The 13,493-nt window shown below is 54.4% G+C and carries 10 protein-coding genes; 9 read left to right on the top strand and 1 reads right to left on the bottom strand.

The features are described 5' to 3' along the window. Nucleotides 1-221: 221 nt before the first annotated feature. From repA to ACR0LW_RS18895, 7 genes are all read left to right on the top strand, one after another. On the top strand, nucleotides 222-1,406 hold the full coding sequence (gene repA, locus ACR0LW_RS18925; protein ID WP_480522593.1) for a plasmid partitioning protein RepA: 1,185 nt from the start codon (nucleotides 222-224) through the stop codon (nucleotides 1,404-1,406). After that, nucleotides 1,406-2,419: a plasmid partitioning protein RepB gene (gene repB / locus ACR0LW_RS18920; RefSeq protein WP_480522595.1), complete on the top strand. Its 1,014-nt coding sequence runs from the start codon at nucleotides 1,406-1,408 to the stop codon at nucleotides 2,417-2,419. Before repA ends, repB begins: the two co-directional genes overlap by 1 nt. Before the next feature lie 195 nt (nucleotides 2,420-2,614). Beyond that, the gene (locus ACR0LW_RS18915; RefSeq protein WP_480522597.1) at nucleotides 2,615-3,697 is read left to right on the top strand and encodes a helix-turn-helix domain-containing protein; all 1,083 of its coding nucleotides are present in this window, start codon (nucleotides 2,615-2,617) and stop codon (nucleotides 3,695-3,697) included. A 321-nt stretch (nucleotides 3,698-4,018) separates the two neighbouring features. Continuing rightward, nucleotides 4,019-4,369 carry a hypothetical protein gene (locus ACR0LW_RS18910; RefSeq protein ID WP_480522599.1) on the top strand — a complete coding sequence of 117 codons (351 nt, stop codon included), beginning with the start codon at nucleotides 4,019-4,021 and terminating at the stop codon, nucleotides 4,367-4,369. Continuing rightward, nucleotides 4,366-4,908: an RES family NAD+ phosphorylase gene (locus tag ACR0LW_RS18905; RefSeq protein ID WP_480522601.1), complete on the top strand. Its 543-nt coding sequence runs from the start codon at nucleotides 4,366-4,368 to the stop codon at nucleotides 4,906-4,908. Before ACR0LW_RS18910 ends, ACR0LW_RS18905 begins: the two co-directional genes overlap by 4 nt. A gap of 411 nt (nucleotides 4,909-5,319) precedes the next feature. Then, the gene (locus tag ACR0LW_RS18900; protein WP_480522602.1) at nucleotides 5,320-9,465 is read left to right on the top strand and encodes an Eco57I restriction-modification methylase domain-containing protein; all 4,146 of its coding nucleotides are present in this window, start codon (nucleotides 5,320-5,322) and stop codon (nucleotides 9,463-9,465) included. Further along, a complete protein-coding gene (locus tag ACR0LW_RS18895; RefSeq protein ID WP_480522604.1) occupies nucleotides 9,462-9,641 on the top strand; it encodes a hypothetical protein in 180 nt (59 codons plus the stop codon). Before ACR0LW_RS18900 ends, ACR0LW_RS18895 begins: the two co-directional genes overlap by 4 nt. Nucleotides 9,642-9,652: 11 nt before the next feature. Here the strand turns inward: ACR0LW_RS18895 and ACR0LW_RS18890 are convergent, their stop codons facing one another. Beyond that, nucleotides 9,653-10,570 carry a LysR family transcriptional regulator gene (locus ACR0LW_RS18890; protein WP_480522606.1) on the bottom strand — a complete coding sequence of 306 codons (918 nt, stop codon included), beginning with the start codon at nucleotides 10,568-10,570 and terminating at the stop codon, nucleotides 9,653-9,655. 94 nt (nucleotides 10,571-10,664) lie between these two features. Here ACR0LW_RS18890 and ACR0LW_RS18885 point away from each other — a divergent pair, with 94 nt between their 5' ends. Both ACR0LW_RS18885 and ACR0LW_RS18880 read left to right on the top strand, forming a co-directional pair. Next, nucleotides 10,665-12,155, top strand: coding sequence for a hypothetical protein (locus ACR0LW_RS18885; RefSeq protein ID WP_480522608.1), 1,491 nt, complete (start codon nucleotides 10,665-10,667; stop codon nucleotides 12,153-12,155). A 451-nt stretch (nucleotides 12,156-12,606) separates the two neighbouring features. Next, entirely contained in the window at nucleotides 12,607-13,428 is an 822-nt protein-coding gene (locus tag ACR0LW_RS18880) for an ankyrin repeat domain-containing protein (protein ID WP_480522610.1), read from the top strand. Nucleotides 13,429-13,493: the final 65 nt, after the last annotated feature.

The raw sequence follows: 13,493 nt of genomic DNA, 5'->3' as shown, positions 1-13,493 counted from the left end.
TCTGACAGGCTCTCGAGAACACGGGATGCGACGTGGTCATTCAAAAAAGGCATGCAATTCGTCTCACGGCAAAAAGTTCACAGCTGTGAACTTTCATGTCAACATGTAGTAGGACTCACATCCCCCTACTCTACATATAAAAAAAGGTTGACTTGAATCATTTCATCAGGTCTCTGTGGTGGTAGAGCGTAAATCGCCAATTCGAGCATACAGATGTAACCATGATACCAACCACACCCATTGCATCAACTTCCCCAGTTGATATCAGCAGCGAGATCAGTAGTCGACTGAATCTCGCAATCAAAGAACACCTTCTTGCGGCCTATGCTCCAGACTCAACAAAGCAGCTGCGCCTTTTCCCAGCTCAAGAAGTTTGCGATCTGATTGGCATCAGCCACCAGTATCTTCGCAAAGCGACTGTGGAAGGCGCCGTTCCCGAGGCCAGTGAAATCAATCACGGTCGCAGGTATTATACAGGTCTGGAAGTTTGGGAACTGCGGCAGCTTTTAGAAGCCCGCAGTAAAACTCCAGGACGATACGTTCCGCGGCGTCGCGAAGGCGAGTCACTGCAGCGAATTCAGGTGATGAACTTCAAGGGTGGCTCCAGCAAGTCCACGACATGTATTCACCTTGCGCATTACCTCGCACTGCAAGGCTTCAGGGTACTTTGTGTTGACCTCGATCCTCAAGCTTCGCTTTCAGCAATGTGCGGCCTTCAAACCGAGCTGGATGAGAGTATTGATACCGTCTACGACGCGATCACTTACCATGATCCGATTTCGATGAAGGAAGTCATCCGAGAAACTTACTTTCCTGGCCTTTCGATCGCGCCAGGCGGGCTGATGCTGTCTGAGTTTGAGGCAGAGTCGGCAAAGCTAAACAGCAAGCAGCACCCCTTCTTTGCGCGCCTTCACGACGCCATCATGTCGGTGGAGACCGATTACGATGTGGTTCTGATCGATAGCCCCCCCAGCCTTGGTTTTATCACAATGGGTGGTATGGCGGCCGCAACGTCAGTGATTGTACCACTAACTCCTTCGATGCTCGATGTCGCGTCCACCGCGCAGTTTCTCAAAATGACTTCCTCGTACATGGAGGTAATTGAAAGAAGCGGAGCAAAACTTGTTTATGATAACTACCGTCTCTTGGTTACGCGGGACGAGCCTGTTGATACACCATCTCAAACAATTGTTGCGTTCATGCGTGCCCTCTTTCAAGAGCGAGTAATGACTGCGACCAGCCTAAAAAGTACCGCCATTAGTGATGCAGCCATGCTTCAGCAATCAATCTATGAGCTGAACAGGTCTGACCTGACACGAGCAACTTACGACCGAGCCAAGACCTCGATGGATGCCGTCGGTAAAGAAGTAGAAAACATGGTTCTTGAAGCATGGGGGCGCATCTGATGGCGAAGGAGCGTAGAGCAAGAAAGCGTCATTCCAGCATGATGGAAATCGCAGAGCAAGCTACTATTGAGGTCAAAGACGCGACCCCCTCCCCTGCCCGACCAATCACGCCGGGTCTGCAATTCATTGAGGACACGTATAACGCTATTGATGAGATAGACCCCGATCTTATCGATGACTGGGGAGTGGAGGACCGGCTTGAGAAGTTCACAGCTGTGAACTCTAGAACTGACGACGACAGTGACGTCCCAAACCATTCACTTGAGCAACTGGCGGACAGCATACGAGAGAACGGTCAGCAAGTGCCAATTCAGGTGCGTCATGAACCTGGTCGAACCGGGCGCTACCAGATCATTTTTGGTCGACGTCGACTGGCTGCCTGCCGCTACCTAAAAGAAACCTACCCGGATGAAAACATTAAGATTAAGGCTAACGTTGTCGACCTCGATGATGACAAGGCCCTGATCGCCAAAGCCCTTGAAAATGCGTCCAGGAAGGACCTCACATTCTATGAGCGCGCGCGCTTTGCTACCGACATCATTGCTTCAGGTAAAAATAGGTCAGAGGTCATAACAATCATGTCTCTGACAAAGTCTGGGTTGTCCAACCTAGAGCGCATTACGAAGTCAATACCGCGCGAACTGGGTGATGCTATTGGGGCTGCGCCGGGCTTCGGTCGCACCAAGTGGATGATCTTGGTTGATGCTTTGGATCAAAAGTTGATCACACCTCGCAACGCACTCCGGGAACTGGAGAAGCTACCTCCCAGCTCCTCTTCAGATGAACGTCTCTTGGCACTACTTGATGACATAAAGAGGAAATCCGAAACACCCAGACCAAACCCCAGAATCGTCGGAGAAGGCCTAGCAACTGTTAAACAAGGGGCCACAGGGCTGAACATCAGTATTAACGACAGTGCAGCCCCCGGCTTCTCAGATTGGTTGGATGAGAACATTGAAACACTAATGAAAGAATTCCGAGACCGCTTTGAGGCAGTAAGCGGACGGAAGTAAGGAGTTCACAGCTGTGAACAAAATCAAAGGCAAGCGAGCAAAGGAGAAAAGGTAGAAAGAAATAGCCCCCGAAAGCGGTGATGCTCCCGAGGACCAAATCTTGTCTAGCAACTTGAACTTAGCTCCTCCCGAATCACCACACAAGAAAAAACACCCTTGGGTGGGCGATATTTCTTTGTCTGCTGACAAAAAGCTATGAGGACAGTAACAAATTGCGCTCCAACAGGAGCAGTCGGGTCGTTGGCCGGACAGGGAAGTAGTGCGCCAAAGTGGATGCAGCTCCGTGCTATAGAAGAAGCTCGTGAACAGCTTGGGCTGAAGGCTACGAGCATTTCTATTTTGCGAGCATTACTTTCGTTTATGTCAGCTGATCGTGTAAGCAAAATGGCCGATGACCATCACATCGCCTATGCTAGCAATGCTGCAATAGCCGAGCGAGCCCACGTGAGTATTCAAACAGTGGAGCGCCACGTCTCGAAACTGATCAAGTTGGGTATCATTCTACGCGTTACCGCCGCAAACGGCAAAAGGTGGTGCAGACGAGACGGAGCAGGGCAGGTGATGCTGGTCAGCGGGCTGTCGCTACTACCACTGGCAACCCGTCATGCGGAGTTCTCAGCCCTTGCTAGCGAGTATCGTCGTGCACAAGAAGCCCTTCAGATTCTGCGGGATGAATGCACACTAGCGCTGGCCCGACTTCAGGACGCCATCTCAGATGGTGTTCAAGACCTACTCGTTCGGGCGCGGTTGATCCTTCGTCGTCGACCGCAACAGGACGTTCTCCAGGGACTGCTGGACGAAATCAATGAGTGTGTTTCTGTGGAAAACTGCCCATCAGAAACCTGCGAGGCCATCAAATTGAGGGATGGCGACACCGAAATTGAGGGGCACAAAGAGCACTTACTGAGTCATAATAGTAGAAAAGAAGATTACTCAAAGATTCAGGTGACCCAGGATCAAATGGAGCAGGCATTTCCTCGGTTATGTTCAGAATTGAGGTTTGCACGAGACCAAGCGCATTGTGATCAACTGATGGACCAGTTAGCTGACCACATGCTGCTTGGAGAGACCTGGTATGCAATGAAATCATCACATGGACCAGCAATACGCTTCATGGTCTTAGGTTATATCTTGCAACGTGTTGAGGGAATTCAAAGCCACAGAGCGTACCTGACATCGATCATGAGCAAGATTGATCGGGGAGACATGGAGCCAACGGCAATGTTAATACCTCTAAAAACTAGGCAGGGTGGGTTAAAGAATCTCAAAACTACGTAGTGCGTCTTACAGGACAGATGTCCATCATCTCCTCTGGATTTACGAAGAGCTGTGCAACTTCAAATGCGATACTAATTAAGACACGGTTTGTCGGAGTGCAGTCAATCGCTCGAACGTGATACTCGAAGCATCGGCCACGGCTTAGGTCCCAGGACTGATTGGAAACACTAGGGCAGGGGAGTTGCATCTTCAATGCAGTTTCTATGGAGGATTTAGCGGGTAGGCAGCTTGAGTTTTCTCCACGAAACGCTGCGCAAAGGATCTGACAGCCTTGATTGTCAACAAATTGGTCCATATATTGTGGCAACAGGAGTGACCATCATGGAATTACGTGATCTTGTAGAAGACAGGATGATCTCACCGGATCGTCTGGCCCGGCATCTGAAAACCACCAAACGCGAGATTGGTGAGACTTTGGGCATTTCTCCGGAATCCTTGTCTCGGCGGAAGCGCGTAGCTTCTGTCTCAGTCCAGACGTCCTTGCGTCATCTGGTCGAGATTCTGAATACCGTCGCACCGGCTGTTGGAAGCTCGCTCATGGCCTATGCCTGGTATCGGTCTGAACCCATTGTGGGTTTTGGCGGGCGTACGCCCGAGGAAATCGTTAAGGACGGAGAAAACGCTGCTTTGAAGTCCCATATTCTGCGGCGATTAGAAGGCGGTTACGCTTGAAGCATGCCATCCGGGTGCAGCGTACTGTCATCCGTGCCGCCAAACCGCGCTGGTCGTATCTGCCGACATCGGGGGAGGGGGCTGCAAGACGGGGTGGGCGGTTCAACCCAATTGGGCAACCAGCGCTCTATACGTCGCTGTCACATGAAACAGCCGCGCGCGAGGTGCGTTTCAGCCTGAACCAAGAACCCTATACATTTTATTTTCTAGCGGTTGATTGCCATCATATCGTGGATCTAACCAGCCGGGATACCAGGCAGGCATTGGGCATCTCATGGGAGGATATCGCCAATGACAACTGGGAATCCGAGATGCACCAAGGGTTGGTTCCATCAACCCACGTTGTTGCAGACAGACTGAAGGGCGATGGCTACTCAGGTGTCCTAGTGAACAGTTTCGCGTCGGGGGCGACGCCTGATGACATAAACCTCGTTCTTTGGGGCTGGGATGCCGTTGACGATTTGCCGTCCAGTCGACCAAATGCGGTGATGGTCCTTCACCGTGATGATCTACCGAACAGTGATGTATCTTGGCAATGAATCTCGGTCCCTAATGACAAGAGCTTTACTATGGCCCGAAAACCCGCTCATTCCATTGATAGGCTGAAAAGAGCTTAGCGTAAAAAAACGGGCGCGGATCGTGCTGGAAGATCGTAGATGTACCTGCGCTGCGCTCGCAACATACTGTTTTTCCAAAGAATCGGGCGGAAAGTGTGAATTCGCCGCTCTGCGGCGAGGGCTTTCAGAAACCGCGAAAGCGGACCTTCAACGCCACGAAACGAGTTCAGTCCTGTTTCGCGACAGTTCTTCAGGATCGCGGATCTTCTTGCTCTCGCGATATGAACGCGACGCTAGGCCAAAGCAGACTTTTGAAACCCGATCAAGCCACATTCTTGCTGCACGTCATTCGAACAACTGTTACCCTTCGAGAAAACACTAGGAAGTATCGATTTGAGCAGTGAAATCGCAAGCCAGGGCAGCCTGTTTACATCCGATTTTTTGACCGATACCATTCAGGGCGTTTCCGAGTGGAATATCCTTAGCGATGCTGATCTCGACCAGTTCGGCGCGTCTCTTCGGTTAGTCTTCGAGCGTTTCCCGATTTCCCAGACACCCAATGAAAGCCAGACCGAAGATGATTTGATCTGGCCGATCCTTGAAGCGCTTGGCTGGACTCAATCCCTTCGTCAGCAAAATCTATCACCGCGCGGGCGCGAAGACGTGCCCGATGGTTTGCTCTTCGATAGCGCAGAGACGAAAGCCAAGGCGAACAGCTTTCCTGAAGAGTGGAAGCGCTACGAGTTCGGCCGCGCCGTGGTCGAATCCAAGAGATGGGCACGTCCCCTTGATCGCCGCTCTGGACGGCGTGGAGAGGAAACCGCCCCGTCAACCCAGATGCTCCGCTACTTGCGTCGCATCGACGACATCACGGGTGGCACGCTCCGTTGGGGCATTCTTACCAACGGCTCTAAATGGCGGCTCTACTTCTCAGGTGCGCGGTCTGTGTCTGAGCAATTCTTCGAGCTCGACATTGCCGCGATCCTCGACCTGCCAGGGCACTCTGACGGGCTCTTTGCCCTCAATGAGGCCGATCGTCTTCACTGGTTGAAAGTCTTTTTGCTGATCTTCCGGCGCGAGGCGTTTGTCCCAGCGGGTGCTGACCCTCGCACGTTCCACGAAAAGGCGCTCGAAGAGGGGAAATTCTACGAACAGCGCGTTGCGGAAGACTTGTCCAATAAGGTTTTCGGGGAAGTATTCCCGGATCTGGTGCGCGCGATCGTCAAGGCCGCGCCTGTGGCCGACTTACAGGCAGTGCGCGAAGCCGCACTAATCCTGCTCTACCGTCTCTTGTTTATCCTGTACGCCGAAGACCGTGACCTCTTGCCTGTCAAAGACACTCGCTATGACGATTACGGGCTACGAAACAAGGTGCGCCTTGATGTCCAAGAACGCAAAGACAAGAACGATGTCTTCTCGGAAACCGCCGCGCGCTATTGGGGCGCAATGGCCGATTTGTTCATTGCAATTGACAAGGGAGACGCCTCGATCGGCTTGCCACCCTATAATGGCGGTCTTTTCGACCAGGAGCGGCATGCGATCTTGACCAACATCCGCATCTCCGATGCGGTTATGGCGCGCGTGATCGACGCCCTATCGTTTGAGGTGACGCCCGAGGGCCGAAAATACATCAACTACCGCAACCTTTCGGTCCAACAACTTGGCTCGATCTATGAGCGGCTTCTCGAATACGAGGTGACGCGCGATGGCGAAGACATCACCGTTCAGCCGAACATCTTCGCGCGCAAGGGATCGGGCAGCTATTACACACCCGACGACCTGGTGCAGCTCATCTTGACCGAGACCCTAGAGCCGCTTGTCGAAGAGCGCAAGGTTGCATTTCGGGACAAGATCACAGAGCTGGGGCAGGGGGACTTACCCGACCATCGCAAGATCGGCCAGCTCAAGCGTCTCGATCCTGCAACCGCGCTTCTTGACCTGAAAATCTGCGATCCTGCTATGGGTTCCGGCCACTTCCTTGTTAGTCTTGTCGATTTTATGGCCGACCAGGTGATCACCGCCATGGCCGAGGCTGAGCTCGACACGCCCGAGGAATGGGGCGACTACATTTCCCCATTAGGAGAGCGGATCGACACGATCCGCAACACCATCCTTGCCAATGCCGACGAACGGGATTGGACGATCGACGAGGAACAGCTCGACGATCGCCACATCATTCGACGTATGGTGCTCAAGCGCTGCATCTACGGTGTGGACAAGAACACGATGGCTGTGGAGCTCGCCAAGGTGGCGCTGTGGTTGCACACTTTCACCGTTGGAGCGCCGCTATCCTTCCTCGATCACCATCTTCGCTGTGGCGACAGCCTCTTTGGTTCTTGGGTGAAGAAGGGTATCGACAAGGCCGCGACCTACGGCACGCCGCTCTTGCTGCATGAGCCCATGAAGCGCGCCCTGCGGGCAGCGTCCAAAATGCAGATCGTCGAGGGGCTGACAGACGCCGAAATTGCCGAAGCGCACCGATCGGCTGACGTGTTTGCCGAGATCGAGGACATGACCGCGCCGCTCGATGCGCTTCTAAAACTGATTCATGCAATCGACTGGCTCGACATTAGGGGCAAGGAAAAGAAGATTGCGATGCAAGCTTTCTTCGATGGCGAGTTTGGTGATCCCCTCGATATCGTCTTGGGCAAACAAAAACTTACTAGACCCAAGGCAAAGGCTGCAGACGAGACCCTCAAAGGGCGCATGAGCGCCGCTGAAAAATTCGATCTGTTTTCTGGTATTTTTGCGCAAGCGCAGGTTCTCATTGCAGAGGAAAACTTCCTCAATTGGCAAGTGACCTTCCCGGGCATCTGGTCTGATTGGGAAGAAGACGAGCTGACCGGCGGGTTTCATGCCGTGATCGGCAACCCGCCATGGGATCGAATGAAGCTGCAACAGGTCGAGTGGTTTGCCGAGCGCCGCCCTGAAATCGCCATGGCCGCACGCGCGGCTGACAGAAAGAAGATGATCAACGCTCTCGAACAAGCGGGCGATCCCTTGGCACAGGACTACGCTAAGGCGTCAGAGCGTGCAGAGGCTGGCACACGCATGGCGCGGAAGGGCGGGGATTACCCCTTACTTTCCGGTGGTGACGTGAACCTCTATTCGCTCTTCGTCGAGCGTGCCACGACCGTGGTGAGGCAAGACGGACTGATTGGTCTGCTCGTCCCATCCGGGATCGCATCAGACAAGACCGCCGCCAAGTTCTTCAAAGGCGTGGCGACGGAAGGGCGACTGAAGTCACTCTATGACTTCGAGAACCGGCGCACACGTTATGATTTGAAGCCTTTCTTCGAGGACGTGGACAGCCGCTTCAAGTTCTGCGCGTTCGTGGCAAGTCCGTCACCAACGGAAGAGGCCGCGCGCTGCGCGTTTTTCCTACAAGCGGTGAGCGAGCTTGCAGACCCAGACACATGCTTCTCCCTCAACGCCGAGGACTTCGCGCGTGTGAACCCGAACACAGGCACTGCGCCGATTTTCCGATCGAAGCGTGATGCTGATCTGACGACGGTCATCTATGGCAATGCTGTGCCCTTGGTCGATAGGTCTTCCGGCACGGAAGTGAAAACATGGCCCGTGCAATACCTGCGCATGCTAGACATGACGAACGACTCTAACCTGTTTCGCACTCGCATGGAGCTCGATGATCAGGAGGGTGCGTACCCTCTCGGCGGCAACACGTTTGGAAGCGCTTCAGGAAATTGGCTACCTCTTTATGTCGGGCGAATGATTCATCAATTCGATCATCGTGCGGCATCGGTTGAAGTGAACGAGTCAAATCTGCACAACGCGGCGCTGAGCGGAGCGGTGACTGAAGAGCAAAAGGCCGATCCGGACTTCGTTCCCACTCCTCAATATTGGGTGCCGGAAAGCGAGGCCGATCTGCCGTCCGGCGTTGAATGGATGATCGCCTTTCGGGATATCGCTAGGGCGACCGATGCACGAACGATGATAGCAGCAGCAATCCCGAAAGCGGGTGTCGGGAATACAGCCCCCCTGATCCTCTGGAATGATGAAGAACAGCGGGCCGAAAACAAAGCGCTTCTCCTGGGGAATCTTGGCGCGATCTCATTGGACTACGTGACCAGGCAGAAAGCTCAAAGCACGCACCTGAACTGGTACATCGTCGAACAGCTTCCAGTGATCGCACCGAGCAAATTCGGCAGCGTACGTTTCGGAGCGAAGAGCGCGGCCGAGGTTGTCCGGCAGTCTGTTCTTGAGCTCACCTACACTGCCCATGACATGGAACCATTTGCACGGGACATGGGGCATGTGGACGAGGACGGAACCGTGAAACCACCCTTCACTTGGGACAAAGAGCGCCGCCTTGTGTTGCGCGCCAAACTCGATGCCGTTTTCTTCCACCTCTATGGCATCACCGACCGAGATGACATCCGCTACATCTACTCGACCTTCCCGATCGTCGAGCGTGAAGAGAAAGCCGCCTATGGCGGCAAATACCGCTCTTGTGATCTGTGCCTCGCCTACATGAACGCGCTCGCCGCCGGAAACCCGGACGCGGAGATTAAGCTATGAGCAACGTCAATGTCAGACGGGCGGTCGAGAACATTCGTTCGGGAACAAACATATACACCCCGCTTGTCGAGACCATCGTGAATGCTATCCAGGCGATCGAAGCGGGATCAGCCGAGAAGGGGCTTGTCGATATTCTGGTGAAGCGGTCGAACCAGCAGGAGCTTGAGGGTGGATAGCCGCTAAGAGATCACCAATAGGTCCGCATTCTTGCTAGCTCGTCCCTTATTCCAATCTCAATCCGCTGCAGAACTGCTCGCACCCGTTTTGGCATCGGTTGGCGGGGAGGCCAGAGCAGATTTACGGCGCGTTCGGGGTTTCCGCTTTCCATAACCTTGACCAAGGTACCGCCGCGCAAGTCCTCGACCACTTGGTAGCCGAAGAATGCCGCATAGCCCAAACCCGCTCGGCAAGCAGTTCGCGCTAGCGCTACGCTATCACACACAAATCCTGGGTCAGGACGCACCACGACGGGTGATCCCCTGAGCTCATCAAATTTCCACTCTAGGCCAAATCGCCTTTTGGCAATGTCGATCCCCACGCATGGCAGGTTGGCTAAGCATTGTGGATTTTCAGGTACGCCCAGGCGTTCGACCAAGACTGGCGCTGCACATACGAAAGACGGCATTTTGCCCACCTTTCGAGCAATCATCCCGCTATCTGGCAACTCTCCGATCCTGACGGCGGCATCGTATCCTCCGCCTACGAGATCAAGCGGCTGGTCCGTCAGATCAATTTTGAGGCGAAGTTCCGGAAACTCAGATTGCAAAGCAAGAAGTGTCGGTGCCAAAACCAAGTTGCCAAATTCAACTGGCGCTGTGAGTTTGATCTGCCCGCGTGCACTTTTCTGAATTTCCTTAATTCGTTCCTCGGAAGTATCCAATCCCTCCAAGAGCCTTTTGCAATCGTGATAGTACTGCTCGCCCTCAAGCGTCAGAACCGACTGCCGCGTGGTGCGCGCCATTAGTTTTACATCCAAGGACTTTTCCAATTCCGCAAGGCTTCTCACGACTGTCGGTTGCGATCGACCCAAGCGCCGTGCTGCTTCAGTCTGAGAGCCATGCTCGACGATTGCCACAAAGGTCTTGATCGCAGTCAGTTTGTCCATTTGATCGGCTTTTCTGATAAATGTAATTCAATCTTAGCATAAATCGTGGCGCCAGATTTCTCTACCCTGTCTCCTCGCGACGAGGAGGCAAATTATGAGACACCCCATTTTGATTGCATCGCTGGTCCTTGGCCCGTTGGCCACCAGCGCCATGGCGCAAGCCGAAACATCCCGCTTGGGCGAAATTGACTTCCCAACGAGTTGCAGTTCGGCAGCGCACGACGCCGTTACCGAAGGCACCTTGCTATTGCATCACATGATGTATCGCATGGCCAACGCCCGCTTCGAGGCTGCTGCTGAAGCTGACCCTGATTGTGCAATGGCTCAATGGGGCATTGCCATGAGCAACTTCCATCCGCTCTGGCCTGGCATCCAATCGCCTCCTGAACTCCAAAAAGGCCTCTCGGCAATCGATCGGGCTGCAAGTCTCGATGCGGGGACCGCGTTGGAACAGGCCTACGTCGCCGCCGCCGCAACATTCTATGATCCGGCTCTTACCACCTATCCCGAACGCAAGGCCGCTTGGTCAGACGCGCAACGTCAAATCCATGCGGACTTTCCCGACAATCCTGATGCCGCAGCTTTTGCCGCTTTGGCCATGTTGGCGGTCGCGCCCCCAAGCGATCGAACGCTAGCGCGTCAGCGTGAGGCCGGTGCGCTATTGGAAGACCTGAACGTACGCGTGCCTCAGCATCCCGGGGTCCTGCATTATCTCGTTCACGCCTACGATCACCCGCCCCTGGCCGAAGCTGCCCTTCCGTTCGTTCAGGCATACCTGGAACTCGCACCTGAAAACCCGCATGCACTTCATATGCCTTCGCATATCATGACCCGGCTTGGTCGATGGGATGAGGCCGCAGACCTCAACCGCAGATCCGCCGCCGCCGTGCTTGCGCAGCCGAAGATCGACGGGACGGTGTCCGACCACTATCCCCACGCGCTGGACTACCTGACTTATGCGCTGTTGCAGTTGGGAGAGGTGGAGGAGGCCACCGAAACGGTCGCGACGCTGCTCAATACACCAGACATGCAGGATGTCTTTGGAACCGCGTATGCCGTAGCGGCGGCCCCGGCTCGGCTTGCGTTGGAACAGGAAGACTGGGAGGCAGCAGCAGCACTTCCTGACATTCCCTATCAAGAACTTGAATGGGGCCGATACCCGCATGCACTCGCCATCGTTGCGTTTGCGCAGGGTGTGGGCGCGGCGCGAAGCGGAGACGTTCCAGGGGTTGAAGCCGCACTCGCTCGGCTCTCCGATCTCACCGCAATCATGGACGAGCGTGGGATGAACTACTGGGTGACTCTTGCGAATGCGCAAAGTGGTGCCATCAAGGCGTGGCAGGCGTATGAAGCCGGTGATCCAGCCGCGCGTTCCATGATGGAAGCTGCCGCAGAAACGGAGGATTCGGTCGGAAAGGCACCCGTCACTCCAAGCCATGTCCTGCCGGTGCGTGAACAGCTCGGAGATATGCAGCGTTTGCTCGGTGAGACAGACGCGGCCGTCGCCGCTTACGAAGCTGCCTTGGCAATTTCTCCTAATCGTCGTCGCTCAATTGCAGGGATTGCTGAGGCATCAGGAAACTGAAGCCGAGCGGTCGTGACCAATTGCCAATTGGATACCTTGAAGGCCCGCGTTTTGGGTCCGCTCCAAAAGCGACGTCCTCGTAAAGTCTGGAAGTAGCTTCAAAGCGAAAACCACGCGGGGCTGCCCGCGCAGTATAGGCAAAATAGTTCAATGGCGCCATTCGCACAATGCGCACCATTCGGGAGATATGGGGCTCCCGGCCCGGTTTCGCCGCTTTTGGCGCGAACGTCAGCTCCTGAGATGCGAACGGCCGCGCTTTGAACGAGACGACACAAGCTCAGAGGTTTGGCCAAATCTGCAGATGGACGGTTCCGTAGCGCTTTCACTGAGGTGCTTGTTGTATGAGCAGCGGGTGACTGTGAGCCTTTTGCAACCGTCGACGATTTGAGTGGATTGGTTGCGGCGAAACCTCTCTGCGCCTACGGTCAGAGAATTGTGGCGGGAGGCTTCAATGATCCGATCAATTGTTGCAGCGTGCCTGATTTTTACGGCCTTTTCACCACCCGCATTTGCCGAGATGATCCATCTGCATGCCAAGAATGGAAACATTGAGGGTGTTCTGGCTGAGCTAGATAAAGGTGTCCCGCTGGAAATTCGCAGCACCAGCATGACCAGCGCCCCCGGCGTAACTCCTCTATTTGTGGCGGCGAAATTCGGCCACGTAGATCTTGTGAAGGAGCTTCTAGCGAGAGGGGCTGACCCCACAATCTTTTTCTACCAAGAGAATGGTGCCTATACTGTGGGAACGGCACTGCATCATGCAGCGGCCTACGGTCACACAGAGGTGGTTCGGGTTCTTATTGCAGCGGGTGCAGACCCTGCAAGTTATGAGCCTTATATTTCCACACCATTGCATCAAGCCCTCCGAGCCGGAAATTTGGAGATAGCCAATATACTGGTCGAAGCAGGGGCTCCACGCCGGGTTGAATTTCCCTCAATCGCAAATGCAATTGAAGGCGCCGACCATGTTAGAGGGGCACAGTTGGCAAAAGGATGCGAGATTTGCCACGGGGTCCCCTCAAGGTCCCTGTCGTTGGGTGACAACGGCCCAAATCTGTGGAGCATCTTTGGAAAGGCCACTGCATCAGACCCGACCTTTGAATACTCAAGCTACCTGCGCGATTTGGATACGGTTTGGGACGCGGATGCGCTCAACAACTATCTGGCAAGCCCGTATCAGTTTGTACCGGGGACCAAAAAAGTGATGCTTGGGTTTGCCAATGAAGACGATCGCGCGTCGTTGGTTGCGTTTCTCGCAACTTTGTCTGATTGACGCGAAGCACGAACGACGGCTCCGTCCGCATCCGATTCTTTGGCCGCTCGATATTCGCTGCGATC

Source organism: Ruegeria sp. N4, from assembly GCF_056531425.1.
The sequence above is the reverse complement of the archived record's forward strand: the minus strand, read 5'-3'. Positions and strand labels throughout refer to the sequence as shown.

Coding starts and splice junctions, on each gene's coding strand:
- repA (WP_480522593.1), top strand. CDS start 222: ATGATACCAACCACACCCATTGCATCAACTTCCCCAGTTGATATCAGC.
- repB (WP_480522595.1), top strand. CDS start 1,406: ATGGCGAAGGAGCGTAGAGCAAGAAAGCGTCATTCCAGCATGATGGAA.
- ACR0LW_RS18915 (WP_480522597.1), top strand. CDS start 2,615: ATGAGGACAGTAACAAATTGCGCTCCAACAGGAGCAGTCGGGTCGTTG.
- ACR0LW_RS18910 (WP_480522599.1), top strand. CDS start 4,019: ATGGAATTACGTGATCTTGTAGAAGACAGGATGATCTCACCGGATCGT.
- ACR0LW_RS18895 (WP_480522604.1), top strand. CDS start 9,462: ATGAGCAACGTCAATGTCAGACGGGCGGTCGAGAACATTCGTTCGGGA.
- ACR0LW_RS18890 (WP_480522606.1), bottom strand. CDS start 10,570: ATGGACAAACTGACTGCGATCAAGACCTTTGTGGCAATCGTCGAGCAT.
- ACR0LW_RS18885 (WP_480522608.1), top strand. CDS start 10,665: ATGAGACACCCCATTTTGATTGCATCGCTGGTCCTTGGCCCGTTGGCC.
- ACR0LW_RS18880 (WP_480522610.1), top strand. CDS start 12,607: ATGATCCGATCAATTGTTGCAGCGTGCCTGATTTTTACGGCCTTTTCA.